Origin of the sequence: Pantoea phosphatilytica (assembly GCF_051025615.1) — a bacterium.
In the GTDB taxonomy this organism is placed as follows: Bacteria; Pseudomonadota; Gammaproteobacteria; order Enterobacterales; family Enterobacteriaceae; genus Pantoea.
The window spans coordinates 292752-318767 of sequence record NZ_JBPFDF010000004.1 but is presented as its reverse complement, the minus strand read 5'-3'; the positions used below and the strand labels follow the sequence as shown (position 1 = coordinate 318767).

The following is a 26016-nucleotide window of genomic DNA, read 5'->3' as shown; positions in this document are numbered from 1 at the left end:
AGCACACGCCATGCAAACATCACTGCGTCTTATCGCCCTGCTTATTCTGGCCGCCAGCAGCAACGTGCTGGCGGAGGGCACCAGCGTCTCCTACAACGGTCAGCGCGTCAGCCTTGAGGCCAATAAAGCCGCGATTAACACCGCAAAAAACCCGGCGGCGATCGCGCAACTGCCCGCCGGGCACCGTTTTGTCGTACCGGGTGCCTTTACCGTGGCGGTCGCCGCGCTGAACTCGCCGCCGCTGACGGTATTCTCTGATGACAATAAAACCCTGCTCGGCAGCGAAGTCGATATCGCCCGCCTCGTGGCTGACAGCCTGGGCCTGAAGCTCAACGTCGTGCCAACGTCCTGGGAAGGCTGGCCGCTGGGCGTGGCCTCCGGCAAATATGACGCGGCGATCTCCAACATCACCGTGACCCGCGAACGCAAAGAGAAGTTCGACTTCGCCACCTACCGCAAAGATTCACTGGGCTTTTATGTCAAAAGCAGCAGCCCGATTCAGTCCGTGACCAAAGCAGAGGATATCGCCGGGCTGCGGATCATCGTGGGGTCCGGCACTAATCAGGAGGCGATTTTGCTGGCGTGGGACAAAGAGAATCAGGCCAAAGGGCGTAAAGCCTTTACGCCGATCTATGCCAAAGATGACGCCGCCCAGACCCTGGCTCTGCAGGCGGGGCGGGCCGACGCCTACTTCGGCCCCAACGTGATTGGCGCCTGGAAAGCGGCGCTGACCGGCAAAACCCGTCTGGTGGGCAGCGTGGATGGTGGCTGGCCGAAGGCGGCGCACATTGCCGTCACGGTGAAGAAAGGCAGCGGTCTGGCGGAACCTATCAGCACCGCCCTGAACGGGGTAATCGGCAATGGCGACTACCAGAAGGTACTGAATCGCTGGGGTGAGGGCGTCGAGCGCATCGACCGTTCTGAAATTAATCCCGCCGGACTGGGCGACTGAGGAGCTGACGATGAGTGAATCCACGTTTCGTGAAGTCTCCCCGGCGGCACCGGAGCTGCAGCCGATACTCAGCGGTCTGTTTGGTGAATATTCGGCGCGTTACGGCGACTTCTTTTCCCGCCGCAACGAGCTGGAGCAGGAACTGACCGAATGGTATCTGCCGCCGCAGGGGCTGTTTATCGTGCTGGAGCGTGACGGCGAGATCATCGCGATGGGCGCGTATAAACCCTATGACACGCAGACCGCAGAGCTGAAACGCATCTGGACGCGCCGCGATCTGCGTCGTCAGGGGCTGGCTCTGGTGGTGCTGCAGGAGCTGGAGCGGCGCGCCCTGCAGGCCGGTTATCAGCGGCTGTTTCTCACCACCGGCTTCCGCCAGCCGGAGGCGGTGCGGCTCTATACCGGGCACGGCTATCAGCCGCAGTTCGATCTCAGCGGCGATCTGGAGCGTTATGGTCAGCCACCGCACGACGGACGACTGCGTTTTATCAAAGTGATCGGCGTCCATGACGTCGCCAGGGCGAGTTAAGGAGCGACGATGAGCCAACATCAATTAAAGGTCGTGCCGGCGCGTTATCCGGCCCGGACCGCGGGCGCTGTCGTGGCGCTGTTTATTCTGGCGGGCGTGGTGCAGTCCGTGGCATTCAACCCGCGCTGGGAGTGGGGCGTGTTTGCCCGCTGGTTCTTCGATCCGGTGATCCTGCATGGTTTAGGCCAGACGCTGCTGCTGACGCTGTTCGGCACCCTGTTCAGCCTGTTCTTTGGCGGCCTGCTGGCGCTGGCGCGGCTCTCCTCATCGTGGCTGCTGAGCACGCTGGCGTGGGGCTATATCTGGCTGTTCCGTTCGCTGCCGCTGATTGTGGTGCTGATCATTCTCTATAACTTCTCCTATCTCTACGACACGCTGTCGATCGGCATTCCCTTTACCGGCCTGTCGTGGGGCGCGTTTCAGACCATCGATGTGCTGGGTCAGTTTCCGGCGGCGGTGATTGGGCTGACGCTGGTGCAGGCGGCCTACAGCGCGGAGATTATTCGCGGCGGCATTCTTGGCGTCGATCACGGCCAGGTGGAAGCGGCCTCTGCACTGGGGCTCTCCGCTTCGCGCCGGACCTTCCGCATCATCCTGCCACAGGCGCTGCGCGCCATCATCCCGACGGCGTTTAACGAGATCATCAGTCTGGCGAAAGGCACCTCGGTGGTTTACGTGCTGGCGATGCCGGAGCTGTTCTACACCATTCAGATGATCTACAACCGCAATCAGGAGGTGATCCCGCTGCTGATGGTCGGTGCCGCCTGGTATCTGATCATCACCACGGTGCTGTCCGTGATTCAGTACAACGCTGAACGCTGGATGGCCCGCAGCGTCACCCGTGAACCGCAGCCGTCGCGCTGGCGTCAGTGGCGTAACCGCGCCGAACCGCTTCATTCTACCGAGGAGATCAGCCATGTCCGAAGCCATTGATTACCGCACCTCGCACACCACCGGGGCCATCAGCATCACCGGTGTCACTAAACGTTTTGGTAAGCACAAAGCACTGGATGATGTGTCGCTGTCGCTGGCACCGGGATCGGTCACGGTGATCCTCGGGCCGTCCGGTTCCGGTAAATCCACGCTGCTGCGCACCATTAATCATCTCGAACGGGTCGATGAGGGGTTTATTCAGATTGATGGCGACTACATCGGCTATCAGCAGCGCGGCGACAGACTGTATGAACTGAAAGAGAAAGCGATTCTGCGGCAGCGCATCAACGTGGGCTATGTGTTCCAGAACTTCAACCTGTTCCCGCACCTCAGCGTACTGGATAATCTGATCGAAGCGCCGGTTGCGCACCGGCAGTTAACGAAAGCGCAGGCGATAGCGCGGGCTGGAGAACTGCTCGATATTGTGGGCCTGCGTCATAAGGCCGATGCCTGGCCGCGCCATCTTTCGGGCGGGCAGCAGCAGCGCATCGCGATAGCGCGGGCGCTGATGCTCAATCCGCGCGTCATGCTGTTCGATGAACCAACCTCGGCACTCGACCCTGAGCTGGTCGGCGAGGTGCTCGACGTGATCAAAAAACTGGCGCGTTCCGGCACGACGCTGGTGATTGTCACCCACGAGATCGGTTTTGCCCGTGAAGTGGCGGACAATGTGGTGTTTATGGTGGATGGCCGGATTGTGGAGCAGGGCAGCAGCACTCAGGTACTCAGTCATCCGCGTCATGAACGCACCCGCCGTTTTCTGGCGCGCGTATTATGAGGGCGCTGCGGTTCACGGCAGTCGCAACGGCGCTGCTGCTGCCCGCCCTGGCCGTGCAGGCCAGCCGGACGCTGGATGTGCTGCAGAACGAGACGCCGATTCACGTCGCGGCCAGCCCGCAGGCCATCGCGAAGATCCCTGCAGGGTATCACTTTATCGAGCCCGGCACGCTGACGGTGGCGACCTCCGCCACCAACTCGCCGCCGCTGTCGCTGCTGGCCTCTGACAATGTGACGCGGATTGGCAGCGATCCTGACATCGCCAGACTGCTGGCCGACAGTCTGGGCCTGAAACTCAGGCTGGTGCCCGCCTCTTGGGAGGACTGGCCGCTGGGGATCACCGCCGGACGCTATGATGTCGCGATGTTCAACATTGCCGTCACGGAGGAGCGTAAGAAGAAGTTCGATTTCGCGACCTACCGCGCGGATAACCACGCCTTTGCGGTGAAAAGTGACAGTAAGATCAGCCGGATCAACCAGCCTGCGGATATTGCCGGCAAGCGGATCATCGTCTCGTCGGGCACCAATCAGGAGCGCATCTTACTGAGCTGGGATGCACAAAACCGGACCAGAGGGCTGCCCGCCGTGACGCCGATCTACCTGACCGATGACGCCTCCGCCACGCTGGCGCTGCTGTCAGGACGGGCCGATGCGCAGTTCGGGCCGCACTCGATGGCGGCCTGGAAGGTGGCGTCGCGCGGTCAGACAAAGCTGGTTGGCAGCGGGCCTTTTCGCGCCTGGGTGGCGGTGACCACCCGCAAGGGCAACGGACTGGCGCCCGCGCTGCAGGCGGCGCTGGATAACGCCATAGCGGGCGGGCAGTATCAGCAGGTTCTGGCACGCTGGGGCGAGCAGGATGAAGCCATCTCTCATTCGACAATCAATCCCCCCGGCATCGTTTACTGAACCGGCAGAACCGGCGTGCGTTTCCCTGCCGGTTCTGTCTCAGGTCAGCGGATGACGACAGAATTGAACTACACTCTCCAGCGTTAGTGATTTATCCTGCCCGCCTGACCTCATAAAAACCCTCACGGCGTGCCGGAGTAATTGACCTGGAAGCCCCATGAAAATCAGATTCCTTTCTGCCAATGAGCAAAAACTGGCGGAGGTGCGCAAAATACTCGAACCTGTCGGGGTTGAAGTGTTGCCCATCGCCCGTCGCATCGAAGAGATACAGACCGAAAATGAGCTGGACCTGGTGCGCGACAAACTCACCAAAGCCTTTTCCCTGATAGGGCGGCCGCTGTTTGTCGAACACACCGGCCTCTATCTGGATGGCCTGAACGGTCTGCCCGCCGGGCTGACCCGCATTTTCTGGAATCGCCTGGACGCCGACCGTTTTACCGCGCTGGTGCAGGGGCTCGACAGCCAGGCCGTGACCGCTAAAACGGTGCTGGGCTACTGCGATGGCCGCAAAATGTATCAGTTTTCGGGTGAGCTGCGCGGCACCATCGCTGCCCAACCCGCCGGAACGCGGGGCTTTCAGTGGGACTGCGTGTTTATCCCTGAAGGCTACGATCAGACCTTTGCAGAAATGGGCGAACTCAAAAATGAGATCTCGATGCGGCGCATCGCGCTGGATCGCTTTGCCACCTTTTTAAAAACCTCGCGGAGCGTGGCATGAAACCTGAACTCAAGCGTGCTTATGATTCCGGCAAACTGATCCTGTTCGCCGGGGCGGGCATCTCGCGCAACTTTGGCCTGCCTGAGTGGCATGAACTGATCGCGCATCTCGCCAACGAGCTGGGTTACGACCCTAAAATTTTCAACACATACGGAACCCACCTGTCGCTGGCGGAGTATTACAAACAGAAAAAAGGCTCACTCGGGCCGCTGCGCAGCTGGATGGATCGTGAATGGCACCGGCCGGATATCGATGTCCGGTCTTCTGAAATTCATACCATGATCACCCAGGGGAATTTCTCCCGTATCTACACCACCAATTACGACCGCTGGCTGGAAGCGGCGCATGATGCCAACGGCGTGCCTTACTATAAAGTGGCCAATGCGGCCGACCTGGTCTCTCTTACTGAAGACAAACGCCACATCATTAAGCTGCACGGTGACTTCGACGATGACACCTCCATCGTGCTTGATGAAAGCAGCTATTTTGAACGCCTCTATTTCGACTCGCCGCTCGACATCAAACTGACGCACGACGTCATGGGCAACTCGGTACTCTTTGTCGGCTACAGCATCAGCGATTTCAATATTCGTCTGCTCTTCTACCGCCTGACCAAAATGTGGGGACGAACCGGGCTGGCGACCGCGCGTCCCAAATCCTACCTGTTCACCAACCGGAACAACCCGGTGGCGAAAGAGGTGCTGGGACAGTGGGGGATTGAGGTGATCGTCTCCGAAGAGGACGATCCGCGCAAAGCCCTGGCGATGTTTCTTGAGGAGCTGCTGGTGTAGTCAGCCTGTCAGGTGGCGGACGGCAACCCGAAAAAAATAAAAAACCTGCGCGTGGACAAAGTTAGCCAGCGCACCACCCGTAAACTCTAATCTCTGCTGGCAATGCATCACTGCCATGATATACTGTATGCATACACAGTACCTGAGGGCGAAAAAGATGGCTGTTGAAACAAAATTTGTAGTAGTCAGAAAGGGTGAAGAGAAGATGACGTTTGCCAACAAGAAAGAGGCCGATGCCTACGACAAAATGCTCGATATGGCCGAAGCCTTCACCGACTGGCTGTTACAGCAGCAGCCTGAAATGGGCGAATCTCAGGCAGAAACCCTGGGCCTGCTGATGGCCGATCAGAAAGATGCCGTTCAGCATATCCTGCGCACCAGCAAACTGCCGGAAGCGGCGGCCAGCGCGTCGAAGTCCGCTGCCGCTCAGGATGCCAGCGAGCAGGCAGACGAGCCCGCGACAAAGAAAGTGCGCGCCGTTAAAGCCGCGTAATCCCCACGACGCCGGAAGCGAGCCTTCCGGCGTTGCTGTTTTTGCCGGGCTATAACGGCTGGCGTCACTCAGATCTCTCTGTTTGCCTCATTGTGACTGACCTGATAACGGGTGCTCCTCCCGCCGCCTTCCAGCCTGTAAAGACAGCCTTTTTCCACCAGATCGGCCAGGTGTCGGGTCGCGGTTGCCTTACTCACTTTCGCCACTTTCTGATACTGACTGGCGCTGATGCCCAGCTCAAAACCCTGTTCTCCTCCATCCAGCAACCGGTTCAGGACTTTTACCTGTTCAGGGCTTAATCCGGTTCCCTGATGTCGCAGCCAGAATCGTGCTTTCTTCTGAGTACGTTCAATCACCAGCATCGCCTGCTGCAGGCTCTCATCCAGAATATCCAGAAACCACACCAACCAGGGCGTGATGTCGAGATCGCCTTTCTGCGTCTGCTCCAGGATGCGGTAGTAGCCGGCACGCTGCGCCAGAATGGCGGGCGACATGGCGTAGAGGCGGATACTCTGGCTGTCCGCCTGCGCCAGCGCCAGATCGGTCAGTGCACGGGTGATGCGGCCATTGCCATCATCGAACGGGTGCAGGGTGACAAACCAGAGATGGCAGATGGCGGCGCGCAGCAGCGGGTCCAGCATCACATCCTGCTGGCTACTGTTGAACCAGGCGATGAACTCCGCCAGCTGAGGCTCCAGCCCGTGACGCGGTGGCGCTTCGAAATGGACCGTGGGGCGATCGAGGCGTCCTGAGATCACCTGCATCGGCTCACTGCCGCGCAGCGTGCCGACGCTCAGGCGCTGCACCGTCCACTCATCCGCCGGAAAGAGCCAGTGGTGCCACTGATAAAGGCGTTCCAGCGTCAGCGGCTGGCTGCGGTTATTGATCGCATCCAGCATCATCGCGGCCAGCCCCTCTGAGCGATCGGAAACCGGGTAGGGCTGCGTTTCCGACACTCCCAGCCGCCGCGCCAGCGACGACCGCACAGACTGCACGTTGACCCGCTCCTCCTCGATTGCGGAGGAGGAGAGAATATTGCTGAGCAGGGTATCCAGCGTCTGTGTCTCGCCGTCGGTCTGCAGGCTGGCACGACCCAACAGCAGGCCGCGCTGCTGCTGCAGATGGCGCAGGCGCGGCAACAGCACCGCATCCTGCCAGTGAAAATGGGGCCAGTCCGGCTGCTGCCATATCCAGTTAACGCACATAAACGGCTCACAATCAGCGTAGATGAGCCGAACAGATGGGGTTATTCGGCTCATAAAGTGAGTCGATAATAGCGAATAAACGGCTCAGCGGGCAACCTGGCGGAGTGAAAGAGAGAAAAAAGGACCCGAAGGTCCTGATTGTTTAGCGGGAGAACTGCATAAACGTGTCTGAATAGTAGTGAACGATCCAGGCAACATAGGCTAACCAGACGATCATCCCCACAGCTAATCCGGATTTACCAATCATAGAACTCTCCTCGGTGACAGGGTTACAGCCGCGATAGAGATAAACTGACAGTAATACCGGCTGGCAGTATTGTTTCAGATCAAAAAAAGCCCGTTCATCATCAAAGCCATAATCCCTTTCAGATCATCTTCCCCGCACCACACGGGCTGAATCCTTTCGCGCTGCCTGACAACCGCCGTTAAAGTTCAAAAAAACGCCGCCGATAGAGGATAAAGGGAGCACCACATTCACAGGGAGGGCAAGAAACAGGTAAATTTTCAGGGGAACCACGATGGCCAGTCAGGTAACACATAAAAAAAAGATGAGCACCCGCACGCAGATGCTGGTCATGGGCGGGCTGACAATAATGCTGGGATTCAGCGTCACCATTGGTGTCCTGAGCTGGCAGTCGGCCGGTGAGCAGAAGTCGCTGGCAGAGAAGTATCTGCAGCAGATTGCTCAGAGCCGTGCGCTTCAGGTTCAGCAGGAGCTGAGTCATGCGCGCGATGTGGCGAACCACCTCGGACAAAGCGTCATTGCTTTACCCCACGCCGGGATCGGCGATCGTAAAGTGGTCGATAAGGTGATGGAGTATGCGCTGCGCGCTAACCCGGATTATCTGTCGATGTCCGTGACCTTTGAACAGAACGCCTTTGACGGCCGCGATGCGGAGTTTGCGAAGCTGCCCGGTCAGGCACCTGAAGGTCGCTATGCCTGGTTTGTGGACCGCGATACCGCCGGCAACTACGTAATGCACCCGCTCGACTCTTTCCTGACGCCTGGCGACGGGGATTACTACTTGGTGCCGCATAAGGCCGGAAAAGACACACTGATCGAACCCTACAGCTACGCCTATAACGGCGTCCCCACGCTGCTGACCTCTGTCGCCTCAGTGATTTTCGAGCAGGGCGCCCTCAAAGCAATCGTTACCGCCGATATCTCGCTGGCCTCCCTGCAGCAGAAAGTGAACCAGATTAAACCCTGGCAGGGCACCGGATATGCCCTGTTGCTCTCGAATGGCGGCAAGGTGGTCTCCTCCCCGGTGAAAGAAGAAGCCGGAAAAGTGTGGAAAGGCGAGAAAGACAATTTTACCCCGAACGTCGTCGAACATTTCGATCCGGTACTGGGTGAAAAGGCCCTGATGACCTGGCAGCCGGTGGTGATCGGCAACAGCGACAAACCCTGGTATCTCGGCGTGGTGGCACCGGTGAGTCAGGTGATGGCCGCCGCTAACCGCCAGCTGATGTGGGCGGTGCTGCTGATGGTGGTCAGTATTCTGCTGGTCGGCACCGTACTCGGCATGCTCTTCAGCCGTAAAGTGTTAAGGCCGATTGGCGGTGAGCCCATCGAGGCGGCGAACATTGCGCTGGCCGTGGCAGACGGCCGACTGGACAACACCATCAGCGTGAAGAAGGGCGATAGTCACAGCCTCTTCTTCGCCCTGCAAACGATGCAGAATCAGCTGCGCGAGATCGTCGGCCAGATCAAAGATGCCAGCGAATCGGTGCGGCAGGGCGCGGGCGAAATCGCCAGCGGCAACCTTAATCTGGCCTCGCGCACCGAAGAACAGGCCGCCGCGCTGGAGCAGACCGCTGCCAGCATGGAGCAGATCAGCGCCACCATCCGGCTCAACGCCGACAACGCTAAACAGGCGACCAGCCTGACTGAAAACGCCACCCACATCGCCAGCCGCGGGGCCACGCTGGTGGGCGAGGTGGTGCAGACGATGGCGCAGATCGATGACAGCTCGAAGAAGATCGGCGACATTACCACCATGATCAACAGCATCGCGTTCCAGACCAATATTCTGGCTCTGAACGCGGCGGTGGAAGCGGCGCGGGCAGGCGAGCAGGGGCGCGGCTTTGCCGTAGTGGCCTCAGAGGTGCGTAACCTGGCGCAGCGCAGTGCGAACGCGGTGAAAGAGATTGGCGCCCTGATCGAGGAGTCGAGCGTCAGAGTCGAAAGTGGCGTCCGGCTGGTAAACGATGCCGGTCAGACCATGCAGGCGATGATGCACGCCGTCAGTTCGGTGCAGGGGATCATTGGCGAGATGGTAACGGCCTCCGATGAACAGGCCCGCGGCATCAGCCAGATCACCATTGCCGTCAATGAGATGGACGGCACCACCCAGCAGAACGCCGCGCTGGTGCAGCAGATGTCGGCGGCCGCCAGCTCGCTGGAAGATCAGGCCCAGCAGCTGGCGCAGTCGGTCGAGCAGTTCCACCTGGCGTAACATCCTGCATGCCGCCGCATCTGAAAAGTGCGGCGGCTCAGGAGGTGCGCGTGCGCCGCAGGATACATACGCCCCTGTGGCGTGTGCAGGCGCGTCGCCTTAAGCCGGTCAGCCGCTGACCGCCGTGCATCACTGCTCCGTCAGCCGCACACCGCTGCTGGCATCAAACAGGTGCATCTTCTCCGGATTCACGGTCACCGGCAGCGTACCACCCGGCACCGCGTCGCTGCGCCCGCTGAGCTGCATATGCAGCGGAAAACCCTGCCAGTTAAGATGCAATAGAGTAGACTCGCCGGTGATCTCCACGATGCTGACCGTGGCTGGCTGCCCGCTGACATCGCTGATTAGATCGTGCGGGCGCACGCCCAGCGTGACCGGCTGATCGGCCTGCCGCTGCGCGGCATCATGCCAGCGACGCGGCAACGGCAGCCACTGTTCACCACAGCGCAGCCCCGGCAGGGCATCCCGCGTCTCAAAGCGGGCCGCCAGCAGATTCATCGGCGGTGAACCGATAAACCGCGCCACGAAGGTGTTAACCGGGCGATCATAAATCGCCAGCGGCGCACCCTGCTGCACAATCACGCCCTCTTTCATCACCACAATCTGATCCGCCAGCGTCATCGCTTCGACCTGATCGTGCGTCACATAGACCATCGTGGTTTTAAAACGCTGATGCAGCGATTTGATCTCGGCACGCAGTTCCATTCTTAGCTGCGCATCCAGGTTCGAGAGCGGCTCATCGAACAGAAAGACCTGCGGATTTCGCACCATCGCCCGGCCCATCGCCACGCGTTGCCGCTGTCCACCCGACAGCGCGCGGGGATAGCGCTGCAGCAGCTGGTCGATACCCAGAATCGCGGCAATACGGGCGATTTTGCTTTTCTGCTCCTCACGCTTCACCTTCTTCACCTGCATGTGAAAAGCCAGGTTCTCGGCGACGGTAAGATGCGGATAGAGCGCATAACTCTGAAACACCATAGCGATATCGCGGTCAGCCGGATCGAGGTCGTTAATGCGTTTTTTATCCAGCATGATCGCCCCATCAGAGACGGTATCCAGCCCGGCCAGCAGCCGCAGCAGGGTCGATTTACCGCAGCCGGACGGGCCGACCAGCACGGTGAAACTGCCATCGGGAATGGTTAAATCCAGCGGATGCAGCACGCTCTGTTTACCGTAGCGCTTCGCCACCTGTACAAGTTCAACACGGGCCATAATCAGCGCACCTCATTGGAAAGTTGGAGTTGTTGCCAGCTGGGGTAGCGGCGGGGAGAGCTGCTTATCGCCTGGGACGCCACATCGATGCCCCAGCGCAGCGCAGTATGGGAGGGCTGACCGTAGAGCAGCGCGGCGAGAAAGCCGGCATTAAAACTGTCACCGGCGCCGATGGTGTCGATCACCGTCACCGGCTGCGCGGCGGCATACTGCACCGAGGCGGCCGACCAGAGTCGCGCACCCTCTGCGCCACACTTGATCACGCAGCCGCCGCGACCGCTGAGCCGCGCGGCCAGCCAGGCACCGCTTTCGTCCAGCCGCGCCGCACCCGTTAACCCCAGCGCTTCCACCTCGTTCAGGAGCAGCCAGTCGCACGCCGCCAGCCAGTGGCCGACGTGCAGGCGGACTTCATTGCTCCAGCCTGCGGGCGGCCAGCCGGTATCTACGGCCACGCAGAAGCCGCGCTGCTGCAGCGTCGCCAGCAGCGTCGGGTAGTGCTGATAGAGTTCAAGACAGAGAAACGTGCCGCACAGCAGCACGATGTCGCCCGGCACCGCCTGTGCGGGCAGCTGTGCCAGCACATCCTCTGCGGTCAGCACGGTAATATGACCATAATTGCTGAGAAAGGATCGCTCGTTATCGGGATGGGTCACCCCGACCGTCAGTGAAGTTTCACAGGGGTAGCGCGGCCAGTGGGCGGCGCTGTGGGGAAAGTGGCTGGCAAGCCAGTGACTGAACCCGTCGTCACCCTGATTCGCGATAGCCCGGTGAGGCACCTGCATCGCCTCCAGCGCCAGCGCGCAGTTTCCGGCGGAGCCGCCGGGGCGTAACTCGCTGTGCTGCAGCATCACTTCCGTGCCGCGCTGCGGCCACTCGCCGAGCGTGCTCATGATTAAATCGACATTGATATTGCCCACCACATAGAGGGTGGATGCGGTAGTCCCGATCATGATTATCCCTTACTTCCGCCGCTGGTGAGACCGCTGACCAGCGTCTTTTGCAGCCAGATGGCGATGAACAGTGGCGGCACCGATGCCAGAATACCGATCGCCGCGATCAGGCCATCGTCGGTCGCGCGTCCGGCCGTGAAACCCGCGATGGCAACCGGCAGGGTCTGTGCCGAAATATTGCTGGTAAAGAGCAGCGCATAGAAAAACTCATCCCAGGCCAGCAGCCAGCCAAACAGGGCCGCCGCGCCCAGCACCGGTTTAGCCAGCGGCAGCGTAATGCGCAGCAGCACCTGCCAGAAGCGCAGGCCATCCAGACGCGCAGCCTGTTCGATATCGCGCGGCAGCGCGTCAAACTGGTTTTTCAGCATCCAGGTCAGAAACGGCAGGATCAGCGAGCAGTAGACCATCACCAGGCCGGGGCGGGTATTGAGCAGCCCGAGCTGCTGCAGCAGAAAGTAGAGCGGCAGCACAAAGGCCACGGGCGGCACCATATAGATCGCCAGTGCGCCGGACAGCCAGGCCTCGCGGCCGCTGTAGCGGGAGAAGCTGAACGCCGCCGGTATCGCCAGCAGCAGTGAAATCGCCGTGGCGACGGTGGCGACCAGCAGGCTGTTCCCCAGCGCGTGCAGAAAAATCGTGCCCGGCTGGTTCGGTGCCAGCGAAACCAGCCCCTGATAGCGGCTGAAATCCCACTGACGCGGCAGCCACTCAAGTGGCACACGCGACAGATCGCTGGCCGAGCTGACGCTCATCAGAAACAGCCAGCCCATCGGCGCCAGTATAGAGATCGCAACCAGCAGCGCGGCCCCGTAACGCAGCACCCGGCGCAGTTTAGTTTTCATAGGCGGAACTCCGGCGTCGCTGATGCCACAACATCAGCAGATAGATCGTGATCAGCAGGGCGCACATCAGGGTCATCAGTATCGCGTAGGCGGCACCGCTGCCGGCGCGCAGGTAGCTGAACGACTCCTGATAGACGAAAAAACTCAGGGTTTTAGTGCTGTCGACCGGCCCGCCGCGCGTCATCACATAGATGATGTCGAAAATCTTGAAGGCATCGATGGTGCGTAACATTAGCGCCACGCCCAGCGGCGCCATGATCGCCGGGAAGGTAATCGCCCGGAAACGACGCCAGGCAGAGGCACCATCCAGCCTGGCGGCTTCAAACAGATCGTCCGGAATCGACTGCAGGGCCGCCAGCACCAGCAGGGTAACCAGCGGGTAGTTTTTCCAGATATCCGCGAACATCACCGCGTTCAGGGCGGCATCCGGCGATCCCAGCCAGCTGCGATAGCCATCAAGGATGCCGAGCTGCGTGAGCAGGGCGTTGATGCTGCCATAATCGGGATTGAAGTTGAGCCGCCACATCATCGCGTTGACGATGGTCGGCAGCGCCCACGGCAGGATCACCAGCACCCGCAGAACGTTGCGCCCGACAAATTTCTGGTTGAGCAGCAGCGCCACCAGTACGCCGATGACACCTTCGAACGAGACGGAGACCACTGTGAAGTAGAGCGTGCGCCAGATCGACGCCCGGAAATCGGGATCGCCGAGCGCATAGAGATAGTTTTCCAGCCCGACCCATACCGGCGCCTCGCCGCTGCCGATCAGCGCAGCATCGGTAAAACTCAGCCAGATGGTGCGCAGCAGGGGCCAGGCCGTGAGCAGCAGCATCACCAGCAGCATGGGTGCCAGCAGCACCCATGCCTGACGCTGTTCACGTTGACGCAGACTCAGCATCATCACTCCTTAACGCAGCCGGGCGGCGCTTTTATCCACGGTCGCCATCGCATCCTGCACCGGGATTTTGCCCAGTAACACCTGCTGCAACTGCTGCTGAAGCTGGTTCGAAAGACGGGAGTAGTCGGCGGTTTCCGGACGTGACAGCATCACGTTCAGCGATTTATCCGCCGCCGCGATCAGGCTCTCCTGACCTTTTTTCACCGCCTCATCCTGATAGGAAGATTTCCAGATCGGCAGACTCAGCTTCGCGTACTGATTCTGCACGGGCTGAGAGGTCATATACTGAATATATTGCCAGGCCTGGTCGGGATGGGTGCTGCCTTTGGCAATCCCCAGGCCCATCGAACCATTCACCGCCCCGACCTTGCCCGGTGCGTCACCCGGCGCAGGCATGATGCCCACATCGCCCGCGACTTTGCTCTGCTTTGGATCGTTCGCCATGTTGTACATGTAGGTCCAGTTCAGCGCGAACGCCGCATCGCCATTAGAAAACGATTTGCGGACATCCTCTTCCAGATATTCGCGTGAAGCCGGATTGCTCAACCCCTCGTCGAGCGAGCTTTTCATCAGGTTCAGCGCCTTCAGGGAGGCCGGGCTGGAGAAGCTGAGCTTGCCGTTCTGATAAAACTGCCCGCCGAAGCCGGACACCAGCGTGGTGTAGTCGCACACCAGCGCCTCGGCCTGCGACCAGCTCCAGACCAGCGGATAGGTGACGATCTTTTTCTGCCTGATGATTTTCGCGTCATCCAGAACCTGCTGCCAGGTCTGCGGCGGGGTAGTAATGCCCGCTTTCGCCAGCATCGCCTTGTTGTAATAAAGGTATTTGGTGTCAAGGATCCACGGCATGCCCAGGGTTTTGCCTTTATAGATCACCGTGTTCATCGCGCCCGGAAAGACGTTCTCTTTCTCCGCAGGCGTGATGCGGGCGCTGACATCCTGCAGCAGGTCGAAACGGGCAAACTCGGCCGGCCAGATGGCGTCAAACAGCACCACATCATAGCCATTACCGCCTGCACCGCGCGCCGCCACAATTTTGTCGTGCAGCGCTTCATAAGGCACAAACTCAAGATTAACGCTGATATCGGGATGCTGCTGCTGGAAACTCTGCGTCATCGCGCGGATATCATTTTCGCTATAGGCCGCCTGGGTCATAAACAGGGCATTGATCTGGCTGGCCGCCGCCGCACTGCCTGCGCTTAACAGCAGTAAGGCAGCAAAACCGGCTTTCAGTTGGGGGATGTAATGCTGTGACATGCTCTTCTCCACTATGCAGCAACAGGCTGTCGGTTAATTAAATCAATTTGATTGATTTAATCCGGGGCGTAAAACGGGCCACTTTGTGAAAGGGCCTGAGAGACAGAAGCAAACGGCGTGCCACTCATCTCACGGATAGTGAACAACACCGTAACAACGCTGAAACACAGACTGCGCTTTTATGGCAAAATTGCCTATCGCAACGCGCCAGAATTGCGTACAGCATCAAAGATATTGTTTGCCCGCAGGCCCCTGGCCCCCAATACTGTCAGGCGCCGCTGTAATGGAAAACACCATGAAAACCTCGGGAACCAACCTTGAACATGCGCGGGCGCACAACCGGCGTGTGGTAATCGAAGCTATCCGCCTGCACGGGGAGCTGACCCGTGCCGAACTGGCCCGCATGACCTCGCTGACGCCGCAGACCGTGTCGAATATCGTGGCCGAACTGGAGCAGGCCGGATTGCTGACCAGCCGCCAGCCGCGCCGCAGCGGACGGGGCCAGCCCTCGATTCCGGTCACGCTCAATCCCACCAGTGCCTGGTCCATCGGCATTCATCTTGATCATCAGACGCTGCTGCTGGTGCTGGTCGATCTCAGCGGCGAAGTCCACTTCCGCCGCCTTGTGATGGTGCAGAAGCCCCAGCCGGCTGCCACACTGGCGTGCATTGCCGGCGTACTGGCGGAGATGCGCCTTTTCCTGGGGACGCAGTGGCAGAAGGTGCTGGGGATTGGCGTGGTAATGCCGGGGCCGTTTGGCGTCGAGGGCATCTCCTCGGTCGGGCCGACCACGCTGAATGGCTGGGAACAGGTTGATATCGAGGCGGAACTGGCCGCCATCAGCGGTCTGCCGGTTACGCTGGAGAACGATGCCACGGTCGCCGCCATCGGCGAACGCTTTCACGGCTGCGCCCGCCATCTCAACTCCTTTATCTATCTCTATATCGGCACCGGCCTGGGTGCAGGCATTTTCACCGATGGCCATATCTATACTGGTCACGCCCATAACGCGGGAGAAATCGGCCATATCGTGGTGGCACCGGGCGGGCGGGCCTGTTACTGCGGTAATCAGGGATGTCTTGAGCGCTATGTTTCGCTTCAGGCTGCCTATGAGTTCTGCGGCCTCGATCCGATGCGTGCGCTGCCGGAAGATCTCCTGCAGATCGACCCTGCGCGCTTCACCGCCTGGATTGAGAGCGTGACCACGCCGCTGCGCCAGGCGATCAATATTCTGGAGTCGGTGTTTGATGCTGAGGCGGTGATTATCGGCGGCATGATGCCTGCGCCGTTACTGGAACAGATGGTTGAGCGGCTGCCACCTCTCTATCAGTCGGTACGCGGGCGTTATCTTCTGGATATGCGACTGAAGCGGGGCATGACCGGCAGCGACACGGCGGCGCTGGGTGCGGCCGCCTTGCCGATTTTCGATGAGTTTAACCCGCAGTTTCAGGTGCTGATGAAGTAGGCGGGAAAACGGGCGCGGTTGCGGACAACAGCGCCCACGGGATTAACCCGGGAAGATACCGCGATCTTTACGCGCCATCAAAATGCGCTCACAGGCCACGATGTAGGCCGCGGTGCGCAGCGAGCATGCTTTCTCCTTCGATTTCTCCCAGACGTGCACCATCGCTTCCGTCATGATCTTATCGGAGCGGCGGTTGATCTCTTCTTCGCTCCAGAAGAAGCTGGCCATATCCTGCACCCATTCGAAGTAACTCACGGTCACCCCGCCCGCGTTACAGACCACATCCGGCACCACGATGATGCCGCGTGTAGCCAGCATGTCATCCGCATCCGGATAGGTCGGGCCATTCGCGCCTTCCAGCACCAGCTTACAGCTCAGGATTTCTGCACGTTCACGGGTAATCTGCCCTTCCAGTGCGGCCGGGATCAGGATATCCATTTCGGTGGTCCAGAACGCCTCTTTATCAATGTCCTGCGCGCCAGGGAAACCGGCAATCTGCTTGTGAGCGATCTGCCATTCGGTCAGCGCTGCCATATTAATGCCATCGGCGTTGAACAGCGTGGCGGTGTGGTCCTGAATCACCACCACGCGCGCACCGGCTTCATCAAACAGACGGGCCGCTTCGCTGCCGACGTTACCGAAGCCCTGCACGGCTACGCGGGCACCTTCGATCTCGATGCCTGCGCGGCGCGCCACTTCGCGTCCGGTGATGAATACGCCACGGCCGGTGGCTTTTTCACGCCCCAGTGAGCCGCCCAGGTGAATCGGTTTGCCGGTGACGACGCCCGTCACGGTGGTGCCGAGGTTCATGGAGTAAGTGTCCATCATCCACGCCATCACCTTGCTGTTGGTGCCAACGTCCGGTGCCGGAATATCTTTCTGCGGCCCGATGATGATACCGATTTCGCTGGTGTAGCGGCGGGTCAGACGCTCCAGTTCGCTCTCGGAGAGTTTAAACGGATCGACACGGATGCCGCCCTTGGCACCGCCGTAAGGCAGGTTTACCGCCGCACATTTGATGGTCATCCAGGCGGAGAGCGCCATCACTTCATTAAGATCAACGTCCGGGTGATAGCGGATCCCCCCTTTACCGGGGCCGCGCGAAAGGTTGTGCTGAACGCGATAGCCTTCGAAGTGACGAATCGAGCCATCATCCATCTGCAAGGGAATATCGACAATCAACGCGCGTTTAGGATGACGCAAAGTATCTATCCAACGTGAAAGGTCGCCCAGATAGGGCGCAACCCGGTCGATTTGCTGCAGGTAGGTGGACCAGGCAGATGTGCTGCTTTCAGACGCATAAGATAACTTATCCATAAAAAACCTTTCTTAATGAAGTTATTTATTGTGTGGAGCCGTGGATGGTAAGCGCATTGTAGGGCGCGGATATAATCTAACACTCCTGAAACAAATAAGATGTGGCATCCGACAGGCCAGAAGGGCGCTATGCCCCTTTTTGGGGCGGCGTAAGTGAATAGATCGATGAATAAGCCTGCTCAGTCGCGAATAATGATGCGCCCGGAGTGCGTATTTGCTGCATAGAGGGAAAAATATCGCTATCTTTCAATTCTTTGAAGGTGTTCAAAAAGTTAAATAATTGATCGCAACCATGTTGACTTTACTGCACCAATTAGGTGCATGAATATAAGTAATCAACGCATTACATAATGTAATGGAAAGGGCAGGATTTGCGCAGGCGAATCAGTGAGTTAAACATGGAGCGGGCGAAAGGTGTCCGGAGCGCCACACGCGCAGGCCAGCCCGGCGGGCTGACCCGTTGTGTTACTGCCGCAGAGCCTGTTCGGCCTCGTCGAGTTCCTGGCGGGCTTCGGCCAGTTTCTCTTCCCGCTTCTGGATTTTGCTGGCGCTGCGTCCTTCCGCTTTTGCTTTTGCAAGCGCCTGTTCGCGCTCACCGACCTTACGCTTTTTCTCCGCCACCTTTTCCTGACGCTGCTTCAGCAGGCCGCTCTCGGTGCAGTGCTGCTCCACTTCACGCAGCGCCTTTTCAAGGCCGGCAGCCTGCTGGCTGTTGTTGTGCTGCCGGGCAAAAGCGAGTTGTGTCTCGATCGCCTGCTTTTTAGCGGCACAGCCGGTCAGGTCAGAAGCCGCATGCGCAGCGGTGAAGGTAAGGGGTAACAGGCAGAGGCCAAAGGCCAGTAATCTCTTTTTCATCAGCGTCTCGTCAATGAGTCAGGGTTGAGCCACCAGTATACGCAGCCACCTTAAGAGCGTCTTAACGGAAAAAAATATTGTCTGGCGGGAAAAAGCGGGACAGACGCTGCCTGTGATCAGGCAGCGCTGGATGCGGAAGTGTGGGAAAACAGCAGATTGCGATCGGGGCCGGAAAGCATGATCGGATGCCCCGCCTGAGATTCCTGTTCGAAGTAGTCCTGCATCGCCTGACTGATGCCGGCACCACACCACATCACATGGTGCTCATGGATCTTGATTTTCGTGGCAGGCTTACCGCTTGCCCGGGCGTCAACCGCCACATCGAAGCCCATCGCCGTCAGACGAATCGCTTCAAGCCAGATCTCCGTTTTATCCAGCACGCTGACCGCTTCCAGAAACAGCGGAACGGCGGTGGCGCTACGCGACGAGGCGCGCTTCACCCGGCCCGCCTGCTGCAGTACGGTCTGCTCGAAACGATCGAGGCGGCGCGCGGCACCCTGACGCTGGTCCGCATGGAGCCAGCTGCTCAGCGGCCGCAGCAGATTGATGATGAGGTCATCGCCGCTGTAGTTGCTGGCCATATGGTGCATCTGACGGGAGAGCGACAGCGGGGTGCCGAACTCCAGCTGCCAGAGCATGTCACCTTTACGCGCCGCCCAGCCTTGTGTCTTCACCGTCGAGGCCGCCTGCTGACTCTGCCGGATCTCCTCCAGCGTGGCGCCTGTAGCCGTTAAGTTGATCAGGGTGTGAATTTCGCGGAGGTGATCGTCACTCCAGCTTTCCGTATCGTGCTGCGGCGTCAGTAACCCCTGCTTCATCCAGCGTTTCAGGTTCGCGGGATGGGTGCCGGTAAACGCACAGATCGTATCAGTCGTATGAAATTGCATATCGAACCCTCTGTTGAGGGAATGGCCGCCGGGAAGGCCCCGGGGATGAACCTCTACTATGAACCTGATCAGGCTGAATTGACAGGGGCAGCACAGAGGAAAAATCGCCGCGCAGCCGTTTGCAGAGGCGAGATCGGGTCTTATCCGGCCAGAGAAATCAGGCGGATCAAGAGGTTAAAACGCGCGCCCGCTGGTGACAAAAAGACTGTGTATATATTCAGTAAAAAAACTTTACGTAAATTGTCACAACAGGCCCGCTTTTCAGGCACTTTTTAAGAGCATGCCGACTTCGGCCCCCCTTACATCCGGCCGGGAACCCGCTAAAATAGTCAGTTCTGACAATCAGGAGAATGAGTGCCAAATGCGTTATCGTTTTACTCTCGCCGTTGTAACGGTTGCCGCTGTACTGACCGGCTGTGCGAAACATGCCCCTGCCGATGCAGCCGATGAATTTGCTGCTGGCCCGACGCAGATCGATGTCTCCCATATCAAGACCCGCGCAGATGATGGCTCCAGCGTATTCCTGACGTTAGATGGAAAAGAGGCCGGAAAACTGCCTAACGGGGAAAGCAGGCTGCTGCATGTGCCCGCAGGCAAACATCAGGTTGGCGGATATGTGGCAACGCTGTTTGGCATGGGCAGAGTGACGATTGCCCCGATAGAAGTGACCACGTCACCGGAAGATGTCAAAAAAGTGGCTTATACGGTGACGCGTAACAAAGCGGCCTTTGTTGAAAGCAAAGGCGAGCAGGGCTGATGGAACGCTGGCGGAGAGCCACGCTCTCCGCTGGACACGCAAGGGCTATAAGCCGAGATCGCTCAGCGACGGATGGTCGTCTGGGCGTCGTCCCTGAGGCCAGTGGAATAGCCGCTGCGCCTCGCTGATTTTCAGATCATTGATGCTGGCAAAGCGCTGCTTCATCAGCCCCTGCGCATCGAACGCCCAGTTCTCATTGCCGTATGAGCGATACCACTGCTGATTATCGTCGTGCCACTCATAGGCAAAACGCACCGCAATCCGGTTCTGATCAAAACTCCACAGCTCCTTAATCAGCCGGTACGCGTGCTCCTGCTGCCACTTCTGCTGCAGAAAAGCGACGATTTCAGCCCGGCCCGTCAGAAAGGTATCGCGATTGCGCCACTGACTGTCCACGGAGTAGGCCAGTGCGACCCGCTCCGCATCGCGGCTGTTCCAGCCATCTTCGGCCAGCCGGACTTTCTCCCTCGCCTGTTCGGGGCGGGTAAAGGGCGGTAAAGGCGGACGTGATTGTTCCAACGTTTTCTCCTTAGCAGGGCCGCTCAGCGTATGAAGCCTCAGCAGGTGACGATCAGAGTTCGAGCGCGTGGATCTGGCAGACCGCCCGCGCCGCTTCCTGGCCTTTTTTCACGAAGTGGTGCGTGTAGAAGTCGATGAATTCGGCAGAGGGCTGGAAATTATGCGGCGTGAGCGATACGGAGAAGACCGGCACGTTGGTCGCCAGCTGCGCCTGCATCAGGCCACTGACTACCGCCTGGGCGACGAAATCGTGACGGTAGATTCCGCCATCCACCACCAGAGCCGCACAGACGATCGCATCATATTTGCCGGTCTGCGCCAGACGTTGCGCCAGCAGCGGCATTTCAAAAGCGCCCGGCACATCCCATGTCCTGATCTCGCAGGTCGCGCCGCGGCTCTCCATCTCCTGTTCGAATCCGGTGAGGACCTGTGAAACGATTTCGCTATGCCAGTTAGCTTTAATAAAGGCGACGTTCAACGGCTGCATGACTTACTCCAGTAAAAGATACTATCCAGTAGTAACGGGCCAGTTCAGGACGCTGACCCCGCATCAAAAAGGGCGTCTGACAGGCCGGTAACCTGCTGACTGCCTTCACTATACTGCAATGTAAAGGGTCTGTGTCTAAGATTGTTATTTTATGTGAATCCCTGATGTCAGGATCGGCACCTGTAACCTGGCCCGGCTGCCTCAAATCTCCCCGCTGAACTCCGCAACAGGCGCTTTCCGCCGCCGTTTGCGTAACAGCTTCCAGTTACGCGATTGCTCAAATAAAATACTGGATATATGAACAGGTAGTTGTATAATAATTGGACTGCCCGCCGGGTATTGGTAGCGTTTTAGTGAGGGGTGAACCCATGATGATTTCGACTGAAAGCCTCAAATCTCTGGAACAATCGGTCACAATGAGCAGTCGTGAACTGGCTCAGATGACTGGCATCACACACGGAGAAGTGAAGCGGTTAATCAAAAGTCTGGAAACGGCGCAGCGTCTCTCCCAGCCACTCAAAATCAGTGAGTATGAGCGGGAAGGGGAAGTGCGTCAGGAGTACCGCCTGAATAAGCGTGATTCGCTGCTGGCCGTGGCTCGCCTGTCGCCGGGCTTCACGGCTGAAGTGCTGGATCGCTGGCAGGATCGGGAAAAAACCACCCACCTTCCTGACTTTACCAATCCTGCCGAAGCGGCGCGTGCCTGGGCCGAGCAGTTTGAACAGCGCCAGGCAGCAGAGCAGCAGCTGGCGCTCTCGGCACCCAAAGCCGCATTCTTTGATAACTTCGTTGAGGTAGATGACGCGCTGGGTTTCCGTCAGCTCTGCAAAATGCTGAAAGCCAAAGAGCCGGAATTTCGTCAGTTCCTGCTGGAACGCAACATCATGTATCGTGCGAAAGGCACGCTGACGCCCCAGCATTATCATCTGCAGGCTGGCTACTTCACGCTGCACACCGGCACAGGCGAGAACCAGCATGCCTTTTCTCAGGCACGCTTCACCTCAAAAGGGGTGAAATGGGTTGCCAGTTTGTGGGCCGGACATCTCTCTGCGCAGCTGAAAGGGGCAGCCGCCTGAGCGCATACTGACCCGGTGGCGCCGGGCTGACGTCGCTGCGTACCCCCCGTCAGCCGTCAGCGAGGGCGCAAAAAAAGGCCGCAACACGGTTGCGGCCTTTTTCGATCCGTAAAGAGCCGTTCTTACCACCCTTTGATGGCGTCACCCTTATAGACTTCGTCGGCTTTCGCCGCCACTTCCGGTGACTGCAGCGCCGCTTTCAGCTTCTGAATCTTATCGCTGTCTTTATTCTCTTCGCGTGAAACCAGTGCATTCACGTAAGGCGATGAGGCGCTCTCCATAAACAGGCCGTCGCGGTGCGCTGATAATCCCGCCTGAGCGGAGAAGTTGGTATTGATAATCGACAGGGTCACGTTGGGATCGTCCAGCGTGCGGGTCAGCTGTGGCGTATCCACTTCAACCAGCTTCAGATTCTTTGGATTCTCAATAATATCCAGCGAGGTCGGTAAATAACCCACACCCTCTTTAAGTTTGATCAGACCCTGTGCCTGTAACAGCAGCAGGCTGCGTCCCAGCGTCGTGGCTTCATTAGAAATAGTGATGGTGGCACCATTCTGCAGTTCGCTGATGTTCTTGATCTTGTGCGAATAGGCCGCAATCGGGAAGACAAACGTTTTGCCGACTACGGCAAACTTATAGCCGCGCTCTTTGGACTGCGCCTCCAGATAAGGCAGGCTCTGGAAAGCGTTGGCATCCACTTCTTTATTATTCAGCGCCTCGTTAGGCAGCACATAATCATTGAAGTTGAGAACCTCAACATCAAGTTTGTATTTATCTTTTGCGACCTGCTGAACCACCTGCCAGATCGCCTCATCCGGCCCGGTATTAATGGCAACTTTGACTTTGTTATCGTCATCTTTCGAGCAGGCGGATAATAATAAAACAGAACTGGCGAGTAATGCCGTAAACAGACCTTTCATTATCAGAAATCCCTCAGGTAGTAGATGATTTCAAAGATAATACAGAACGGGCAGGTTGCGAACTCGCGCCGGGATATATCTTATAACCGCAAGGCCATTATCGGGCATAAAATAACCAGCGCTGTCGTCAGCCGCTATTTACCATGATTATTTGAGGCGGCGAAACAGTAATCAGTCGCCCGGACAGCAGGCCCGTCACCGCCATTTTCTTCTAAGCTTACTTCTCATTCATGACCGGCACGCTTCCGGAAAACAGGGATTATCATGTCGAAGCAAAAGAACGAAATTAACGCCGTTGAGGTGATGCGCAGCAGCCAGGCCTGGAACGGCGAGGTAATTGATGCTTATCCCGCTGGCGAACCTGAACTGACCGTAATGCGGCTGTCGCTGCCTGCCCATACCTCGCTCCCCTGGCATACCCATCCGATGCCAAATGCGGCGTTTATTCTCTCCGGCACCCTGATCGTCGAAGATAAAGAGAGCGGCGAGCAGCGTACGTTTCACGCGGGAGAGGCCCTGAATGAAACCGTCAACAGCGCACACCGGGGATACACGCTGGAAGAGCCTGCCGAACTGGTGATCACCTATGCCGGTGTAAAGGGGCAGGATCTGAGTGAACCTCTGCCAGGTGAGCCGGAGGAGTTTTAGGGCAGGGGCGCGCGGACGCTGTTATGCCGGAGAATGAGCCTGCGGCGCACCGCCAAACCCGGCCTCCCGCAGCCGCGCCTGCGCCCGGTCGGTCAGCAGAAACCCGGCCAGCGGCTGCGCCTCCGGGGTAAGGATGGCGCAGCAGTAACGCGCTACCGGATTAAACGCGGGCGGGATTGCCATCACCGTCAGCCCGGCAATCCGGCGCAGCGCCGCCCGATAGCTGGCATAACCGATGAACAGATCGGCCCGATCTTCCAGAATAAGCCATTCCGCCGCCAGCCTGCCCGGCGGGATCGGGGGGGAGTGGCGTCCACCGACCCTTGCTCTGGCCCGCTGACGCACCGCTTCCCCCGCCTTTCCCATCCGGGAAAAGAGCTGTTGCGCATAGTCACCGCCGGGATCGTCGCCCGGCGTGGAGGTGGCGATCCGCAGCCTGTCACGGGTCAGCAGTGTGAACCAGTCGTCGCCCGCCTGAAGCCGATCGCTGCGCACGGTAAGGCAGAGCGTATTGGTGGCAAAGGGCAGGGTTGCCAGCGCCTGACCCGCCTGCCGCAGCCGCTGCGGATGATCTTCGCTGGCCGAGACGAAGAGATCGCAGACCAGTCCCGCTTCAATCTCTTCACGCAGCAGACCGGCCGGACCAAACCGGGTCTCCACCGGCGCCGGGAAGGAGGCCATCAGCGCGGGCCAGACCGGTTTCAGACTGCCCGCCACCGCCACCCTGAGCATCACTCCGTTGCCTGCCAGTGGGTGCGATAGAAGCGCTGATACCACTGATTGGCCAGCCGGGTCATATCCACATCCTGAAACGTCTGCGGATAGAGTTTTTTCGCCATCCAGAGTTCCCCCAGCCCCATCGCTTCCGGCATCGGATAGCCCCAGGCCTTGGCGTAGTCCGGCATCAGATAAACGCGATGGTGTTTAACCGCATCGATGCTCTGCCATTGCGGGGATTGCGTGATCGTCTGTACTACACCGGGATAGCGGTTCTGCACAAAAATAACCTGCGGGTTCCAGCTGATCACCTGCTCCATTGAGACCGTCTTAAATCCCGTAATGGTCGCGGCGGCGACGTTGACTGCACCCGCATGCTGCATCATCAAACCGGTGTATTTGCCCGCACCATAGGTGGTCAGTTCCGGATTCGCCATATAGGCGCGAATGCGTTTATCCGCCGGGATCGCCTTGAGACGGTCGCGGACAATCTGCCGACCCTCATCGGTGGCCGCGATCAGCGCCTTCGCTTCAGCGGGTTTATTAACGATCTCGCCAATCAGTGTGATGCCTTCGCGCAGCCCCTTATCGTAGGCGGTTTCCTCGTCGCTCATCGTCGGATTCATTCTGGTTTTTTCACCGGGCCGATCGTGACGCAGAGAGATAGCCACCACCGGAATGCCGAGGGCGCTGATGCTGTCGATCATCGCCTGCGGCGCATAGTTAGTGACAAACACCACCTGCGGATGCAGCGCCACCAGTGTTTCCGGATCGACGTGCGTCAAATCGCCGAGGGTGGCTTTCTGATTCAGTTCCGGTGCCAGACGCGCATAGCCATCGCCCAGCTCCTGCTTCCAGTTCGCCATCACCCCGACAATCTTATCGGTGGCGTTCATCTGCACCAGCAGATTCAGGGTCTGATGCTGGAGTACCACCACGCGGTCGACGCGATCAGGAATCGTAACCTGACGGCCAGTCTGGTCAGTGCTCTGACGCGACGCCTGAGATGCCAGGGGAAGAACGGCCAGTAAACCGAGGGTGCATACCTGCCAGAAACGCTTCATTACGGCTCCTCAAATTTCGTTATGCACAGGATTATATAACGAAGGAGAAAGGGCGTCACGGTCTGCCGCCATTTTCAGCGGCGGTCAGCGTGACAGATTGAGACTGCCGGAACGCCGTCAGCAGGGCACCGATTATGTGCAACGCGCGCCGCTGGCTCCCCATCCCGGTGCCTTCTGCTTTCTGACCTCGTTAACCGACTGATTCTGTGCGATTTAAATTCTGGTACGCCAATTGCAGGTCTCACGGCAGTAAGCAGCGTAAGACACAAGATCATCAATAGCTGGCTAGGGTTCCGGTTCACGCAGGTGAATGGCTGGTCCGAGAGCTGGCGACCTCTGCGAGGTTACACGGCGGGACAAAAGCCCGGGAGACAGCGGCACC

Annotated in this window: 28 protein-coding genes and 1 riboswitch; of the genes, 14 read left to right on the top strand and 14 right to left on the bottom strand. The window is 58.8% G+C overall.

What is annotated here, in order from left to right; all coding sequences use genetic code 11:
• The first annotated feature begins 10 nt into the window (after nt 1-10).
• From ACR6AS_RS16455 to ACR6AS_RS16420, 8 genes are all read left to right on the top strand, one after another.
• On the top strand, nt 11-952 hold the full coding sequence (locus ACR6AS_RS16455; RefSeq protein WP_434163078.1) for an ABC transporter substrate-binding protein: 942 nt from the start codon (nt 11-13) through the stop codon (nt 950-952).
• Nucleotides 953-962: 10 nt separating this feature from the next.
• Nucleotides 963-1481 (top strand): GNAT family N-acetyltransferase, encoded by a 519-nt coding sequence (locus ACR6AS_RS16450; RefSeq protein WP_293772338.1) that lies wholly within the window; start codon nt 963-965, stop codon nt 1479-1481.
• Between the two features lie 9 nt (nt 1482-1490).
• Nucleotides 1491-2414, top strand: coding sequence for an amino acid ABC transporter permease (locus ACR6AS_RS16445; RefSeq protein WP_128086787.1), 924 nt, complete (start codon nt 1491-1493; stop codon nt 2412-2414).
• On the top strand, nt 2398-3192 hold the full coding sequence (locus ACR6AS_RS16440) for an amino acid ABC transporter ATP-binding protein (RefSeq protein WP_434163075.1): 795 nt from the start codon (nt 2398-2400) through the stop codon (nt 3190-3192). Before ACR6AS_RS16445 ends, ACR6AS_RS16440 begins: the two co-directional genes overlap by 17 nt.
• Entirely contained in the window at nt 3189-4097 is a 909-nt protein-coding gene (locus ACR6AS_RS16435) for an ABC transporter substrate-binding protein (protein ID WP_434163073.1), read from the top strand. The genes ACR6AS_RS16440 and ACR6AS_RS16435 overlap by 4 nt, the downstream gene beginning before the upstream one ends.
• 157 nt (nt 4098-4254) lie before the next feature.
• Nucleotides 4255-4815 (top strand): non-canonical purine NTP pyrophosphatase, encoded by a 561-nt coding sequence (locus ACR6AS_RS16430; protein WP_111138399.1) that lies wholly within the window; start codon nt 4255-4257, stop codon nt 4813-4815.
• The gene (locus tag ACR6AS_RS16425; RefSeq protein WP_111138400.1) at nt 4812-5606 is read left to right on the top strand and encodes an SIR2 family protein; all 795 of its coding nucleotides are present in this window, start codon (nt 4812-4814) and stop codon (nt 5604-5606) included. The genes ACR6AS_RS16430 and ACR6AS_RS16425 overlap by 4 nt, the downstream gene beginning before the upstream one ends.
• A 157-nt stretch (nt 5607-5763) precedes the next feature.
• Entirely contained in the window at nt 5764-6099 is a 336-nt protein-coding gene (locus ACR6AS_RS16420) for a YebG family protein (protein ID WP_111138401.1), read from the top strand.
• A gap of 68 nt (nt 6100-6167) precedes the next feature.
• Here the strand turns inward: ACR6AS_RS16420 and ACR6AS_RS16415 are convergent, their stop codons facing one another.
• A complete protein-coding gene (locus tag ACR6AS_RS16415; protein ID WP_434163070.1) occupies nt 6168-7304 on the bottom strand; it encodes a Fic family protein in 1137 nt (378 codons plus the stop codon).
• A 518-nt stretch (nt 7305-7822) separates the two neighbouring features.
• On the opposite strand from ACR6AS_RS16415, the gene ACR6AS_RS16410 reads away from it, so the two are divergent.
• Nucleotides 7823-9763 (top strand): methyl-accepting chemotaxis protein, encoded by a 1941-nt coding sequence (locus ACR6AS_RS16410; RefSeq protein ID WP_111138403.1) that lies wholly within the window; start codon nt 7823-7825, stop codon nt 9761-9763.
• 129 nt (nt 9764-9892) lie between these two features.
• Here ACR6AS_RS16410 and ACR6AS_RS16405 read toward each other — a convergent pair whose 3' ends face one another.
• From ACR6AS_RS16405 to ACR6AS_RS16385, 5 genes are read right to left on the bottom strand one after another with little or no spacing between them, the layout of a single operon-like run.
• The gene (locus ACR6AS_RS16405) at nt 9893-10975 is read right to left on the bottom strand and encodes an ABC transporter ATP-binding protein (protein WP_418798676.1); all 1083 of its coding nucleotides are present in this window, start codon (nt 10973-10975) and stop codon (nt 9893-9895) included.
• Between the two features lie 2 nt (nt 10976-10977).
• Nucleotides 10978-11925 (bottom strand): carbohydrate kinase family protein, encoded by a 948-nt coding sequence (locus tag ACR6AS_RS16400; RefSeq protein WP_293772353.1) that lies wholly within the window; start codon nt 11923-11925, stop codon nt 10978-10980.
• Nucleotides 11926-11927: 2 nt separating this feature from the next.
• A complete protein-coding gene (locus ACR6AS_RS16395; protein WP_111138406.1) occupies nt 11928-12767 on the bottom strand; it encodes a carbohydrate ABC transporter permease in 840 nt (279 codons plus the stop codon).
• Nucleotides 12757-13665 carry a carbohydrate ABC transporter permease gene (locus ACR6AS_RS16390; protein WP_434163194.1) on the bottom strand — a complete coding sequence of 303 codons (909 nt, stop codon included), beginning with the start codon at nt 13663-13665 and terminating at the stop codon, nt 12757-12759. The genes ACR6AS_RS16395 and ACR6AS_RS16390 overlap by 11 nt, the downstream gene beginning before the upstream one ends.
• A 9-nt stretch (nt 13666-13674) precedes the next feature.
• Nucleotides 13675-14922 (bottom strand): extracellular solute-binding protein, encoded by a 1248-nt coding sequence (locus ACR6AS_RS16385; RefSeq protein WP_434163064.1) that lies wholly within the window; start codon nt 14920-14922, stop codon nt 13675-13677.
• Between the two features lie 295 nt (nt 14923-15217).
• Here ACR6AS_RS16385 and ACR6AS_RS16380 point away from each other — a divergent pair, with 295 nt between their 5' ends.
• Nucleotides 15218-16387, top strand: coding sequence for an ROK family transcriptional regulator (locus tag ACR6AS_RS16380; RefSeq protein WP_434163061.1), 1170 nt, complete (start codon nt 15218-15220; stop codon nt 16385-16387).
• A gap of 42 nt (nt 16388-16429) precedes the next feature.
• Here ACR6AS_RS16380 and ACR6AS_RS16375 read toward each other — a convergent pair whose 3' ends face one another.
• The 3 genes from ACR6AS_RS16375 to ACR6AS_RS16365 form a co-directional block, all read right to left on the bottom strand.
• Nucleotides 16430-17704, bottom strand: coding sequence for a Glu/Leu/Phe/Val family dehydrogenase (locus ACR6AS_RS16375; RefSeq protein ID WP_111138409.1), 1275 nt, complete (start codon nt 17702-17704; stop codon nt 16430-16432).
• Between the two features lie 465 nt (nt 17705-18169).
• The gene (locus tag ACR6AS_RS16370; RefSeq protein ID WP_111138410.1) at nt 18170-18559 is read right to left on the bottom strand and encodes a DUF1090 domain-containing protein; all 390 of its coding nucleotides are present in this window, start codon (nt 18557-18559) and stop codon (nt 18170-18172) included.
• A gap of 116 nt (nt 18560-18675) precedes the next feature.
• Nucleotides 18676-19446, bottom strand: coding sequence for a MerR family transcriptional regulator (locus tag ACR6AS_RS16365; protein WP_111138411.1), 771 nt, complete (start codon nt 19444-19446; stop codon nt 18676-18678).
• 45 nt (nt 19447-19491) lie between these two features.
• Here ACR6AS_RS16365 and ACR6AS_RS16360 point away from each other — a divergent pair, with 45 nt between their 5' ends.
• Nucleotides 19492-19722 (top strand): hypothetical protein, encoded by a 231-nt coding sequence (locus tag ACR6AS_RS16360; protein ID WP_146240815.1) that lies wholly within the window; start codon nt 19492-19494, stop codon nt 19720-19722.
• Nucleotides 19723-19807: 85 nt separating this feature from the next.
• Nucleotides 19808-20203, top strand: coding sequence for a hypothetical protein (locus tag ACR6AS_RS16355; protein WP_434163056.1), 396 nt, complete (start codon nt 19808-19810; stop codon nt 20201-20203).
• Nucleotides 20204-20248: 45 nt separating this feature from the next.
• Here the strand turns inward: ACR6AS_RS16355 and ACR6AS_RS16350 are convergent, their stop codons facing one another.
• Together ACR6AS_RS16350 and ACR6AS_RS16345 are read right to left on the bottom strand one after the other, a co-directional pair.
• A complete protein-coding gene (locus ACR6AS_RS16350) occupies nt 20249-20722 on the bottom strand; it encodes a nuclear transport factor 2 family protein (RefSeq protein WP_434163053.1) in 474 nt (157 codons plus the stop codon).
• Nucleotides 20723-20774: 52 nt separating this feature from the next.
• Nucleotides 20775-21209: a 6,7-dimethyl-8-ribityllumazine synthase gene (locus tag ACR6AS_RS16345; protein WP_111138415.1), complete on the bottom strand. Its 435-nt coding sequence runs from the start codon at nt 21207-21209 to the stop codon at nt 20775-20777.
• Between the two features lie 368 nt (nt 21210-21577).
• Between ACR6AS_RS16345 and ACR6AS_RS16340 the strand changes: the two genes are divergently transcribed.
• Entirely contained in the window at nt 21578-22285 is a 708-nt protein-coding gene (locus ACR6AS_RS16340) for a phage antirepressor KilAC domain-containing protein (protein WP_111138416.1), read from the top strand.
• Between the two features lie 122 nt (nt 22286-22407).
• Here ACR6AS_RS16340 and ACR6AS_RS16335 read toward each other — a convergent pair whose 3' ends face one another.
• Nucleotides 22408-23205: a MetQ/NlpA family ABC transporter substrate-binding protein gene (locus tag ACR6AS_RS16335; RefSeq protein WP_162287380.1), complete on the bottom strand. Its 798-nt coding sequence runs from the start codon at nt 23203-23205 to the stop codon at nt 22408-22410.
• Nucleotides 23206-23469: 264 nt separating this feature from the next.
• Here ACR6AS_RS16335 and ACR6AS_RS16330 point away from each other — a divergent pair, with 264 nt between their 5' ends.
• The gene (locus tag ACR6AS_RS16330; protein ID WP_288474785.1) at nt 23470-23853 is read left to right on the top strand and encodes a cupin domain-containing protein; all 384 of its coding nucleotides are present in this window, start codon (nt 23470-23472) and stop codon (nt 23851-23853) included.
• A gap of 21 nt (nt 23854-23874) precedes the next feature.
• Here the strand turns inward: ACR6AS_RS16330 and ACR6AS_RS16325 are convergent, their stop codons facing one another.
• Both ACR6AS_RS16325 and ACR6AS_RS16320 read right to left on the bottom strand, forming a co-directional pair.
• Nucleotides 23875-24585, bottom strand: a complete 711-nt coding sequence (locus ACR6AS_RS16325; protein ID WP_434163191.1) for a substrate-binding domain-containing protein — start codon at nt 24583-24585, stop codon at nt 23875-23877.
• Entirely contained in the window at nt 24585-25634 is a 1050-nt protein-coding gene (locus ACR6AS_RS16320) for an ABC transporter substrate-binding protein (protein ID WP_434163048.1), read from the bottom strand. The genes ACR6AS_RS16325 and ACR6AS_RS16320 overlap by 1 nt, the downstream gene beginning before the upstream one ends.
• Nucleotides 25635-25908: 274 nt before the next feature.
• Nucleotides 25909-26007: riboswitch (guanidine-I (ykkC/yxkD leader) on the top strand.
• Nucleotides 26008-26016: the final 9 nt, after the last annotated feature.

What these genes read in the sequence shown, in the direction of transcription:
- ACR6AS_RS16455 (WP_434163078.1), top strand. Translation starts at nt 11, where the DNA reads ATGCAAACATCACTGCGTCTTATCGCCCTGCTTATTCTGGCCGCCAGC.
- ACR6AS_RS16450 (WP_293772338.1), top strand. Translation starts at nt 963, where the DNA reads ATGAGTGAATCCACGTTTCGTGAAGTCTCCCCGGCGGCACCGGAGCTG.
- ACR6AS_RS16445 (WP_128086787.1), top strand. Translation starts at nt 1,491, where the DNA reads ATGAGCCAACATCAATTAAAGGTCGTGCCGGCGCGTTATCCGGCCCGG.
- ACR6AS_RS16440 (WP_434163075.1), top strand. Translation starts at nt 2,398, where the DNA reads ATGTCCGAAGCCATTGATTACCGCACCTCGCACACCACCGGGGCCATC.
- ACR6AS_RS16435 (WP_434163073.1), top strand. Translation starts at nt 3,189, where the DNA reads ATGAGGGCGCTGCGGTTCACGGCAGTCGCAACGGCGCTGCTGCTGCCC.
- ACR6AS_RS16430 (WP_111138399.1), top strand. Translation starts at nt 4,255, where the DNA reads ATGAAAATCAGATTCCTTTCTGCCAATGAGCAAAAACTGGCGGAGGTG.
- ACR6AS_RS16425 (WP_111138400.1), top strand. Translation starts at nt 4,812, where the DNA reads ATGAAACCTGAACTCAAGCGTGCTTATGATTCCGGCAAACTGATCCTG.
- ACR6AS_RS16420 (WP_111138401.1), top strand. Translation starts at nt 5,764, where the DNA reads ATGGCTGTTGAAACAAAATTTGTAGTAGTCAGAAAGGGTGAAGAGAAG.
- ACR6AS_RS16415 (WP_434163070.1), bottom strand. Translation starts at nt 7,304, where the DNA reads ATGTGCGTTAACTGGATATGGCAGCAGCCGGACTGGCCCCATTTTCAC.
- ACR6AS_RS16410 (WP_111138403.1), top strand. Translation starts at nt 7,823, where the DNA reads ATGGCCAGTCAGGTAACACATAAAAAAAAGATGAGCACCCGCACGCAG.
- ACR6AS_RS16405 (WP_418798676.1), bottom strand. Translation starts at nt 10,975, where the DNA reads ATGGCCCGTGTTGAACTTGTACAGGTGGCGAAGCGCTACGGTAAACAG.
- ACR6AS_RS16400 (WP_293772353.1), bottom strand. Translation starts at nt 11,925, where the DNA reads ATGATCGGGACTACCGCATCCACCCTCTATGTGGTGGGCAATATCAAT.
- ACR6AS_RS16395 (WP_111138406.1), bottom strand. Translation starts at nt 12,767, where the DNA reads ATGAAAACTAAACTGCGCCGGGTGCTGCGTTACGGGGCCGCGCTGCTG.
- ACR6AS_RS16390 (WP_434163194.1), bottom strand. Translation starts at nt 13,665, where the DNA reads ATGCTGAGTCTGCGTCAACGTGAACAGCGTCAGGCATGGGTGCTGCTG.
- ACR6AS_RS16385 (WP_434163064.1), bottom strand. Translation starts at nt 14,922, where the DNA reads ATGTCACAGCATTACATCCCCCAACTGAAAGCCGGTTTTGCTGCCTTA.
- ACR6AS_RS16380 (WP_434163061.1), top strand. Translation starts at nt 15,218, where the DNA reads ATGAAAACCTCGGGAACCAACCTTGAACATGCGCGGGCGCACAACCGG.
- ACR6AS_RS16375 (WP_111138409.1), bottom strand. Translation starts at nt 17,704, where the DNA reads ATGGATAAGTTATCTTATGCGTCTGAAAGCAGCACATCTGCCTGGTCC.
- ACR6AS_RS16370 (WP_111138410.1), bottom strand. Translation starts at nt 18,559, where the DNA reads ATGAAAAAGAGATTACTGGCCTTTGGCCTCTGCCTGTTACCCCTTACC.
- ACR6AS_RS16365 (WP_111138411.1), bottom strand. Translation starts at nt 19,446, where the DNA reads ATGCAATTTCATACGACTGATACGATCTGTGCGTTTACCGGCACCCAT.
- ACR6AS_RS16360 (WP_146240815.1), top strand. Translation starts at nt 19,492, where the DNA reads ATGAACCTCTACTATGAACCTGATCAGGCTGAATTGACAGGGGCAGCA.
- ACR6AS_RS16355 (WP_434163056.1), top strand. Translation starts at nt 19,808, where the DNA reads ATGCGTTATCGTTTTACTCTCGCCGTTGTAACGGTTGCCGCTGTACTG.
- ACR6AS_RS16345 (WP_111138415.1), bottom strand. Translation starts at nt 21,209, where the DNA reads ATGCAGCCGTTGAACGTCGCCTTTATTAAAGCTAACTGGCATAGCGAA.
- ACR6AS_RS16340 (WP_111138416.1), top strand. Translation starts at nt 21,578, where the DNA reads ATGATGATTTCGACTGAAAGCCTCAAATCTCTGGAACAATCGGTCACA.
- ACR6AS_RS16335 (WP_162287380.1), bottom strand. Translation starts at nt 23,205, where the DNA reads ATGAAAGGTCTGTTTACGGCATTACTCGCCAGTTCTGTTTTATTATTA.
- ACR6AS_RS16330 (WP_288474785.1), top strand. Translation starts at nt 23,470, where the DNA reads ATGTCGAAGCAAAAGAACGAAATTAACGCCGTTGAGGTGATGCGCAGC.
- ACR6AS_RS16325 (WP_434163191.1), bottom strand. Translation starts at nt 24,585, where the DNA reads ATGCTCAGGGTGGCGGTGGCGGGCAGTCTGAAACCGGTCTGGCCCGCG.
- ACR6AS_RS16320 (WP_434163048.1), bottom strand. Translation starts at nt 25,634, where the DNA reads ATGAAGCGTTTCTGGCAGGTATGCACCCTCGGTTTACTGGCCGTTCTT.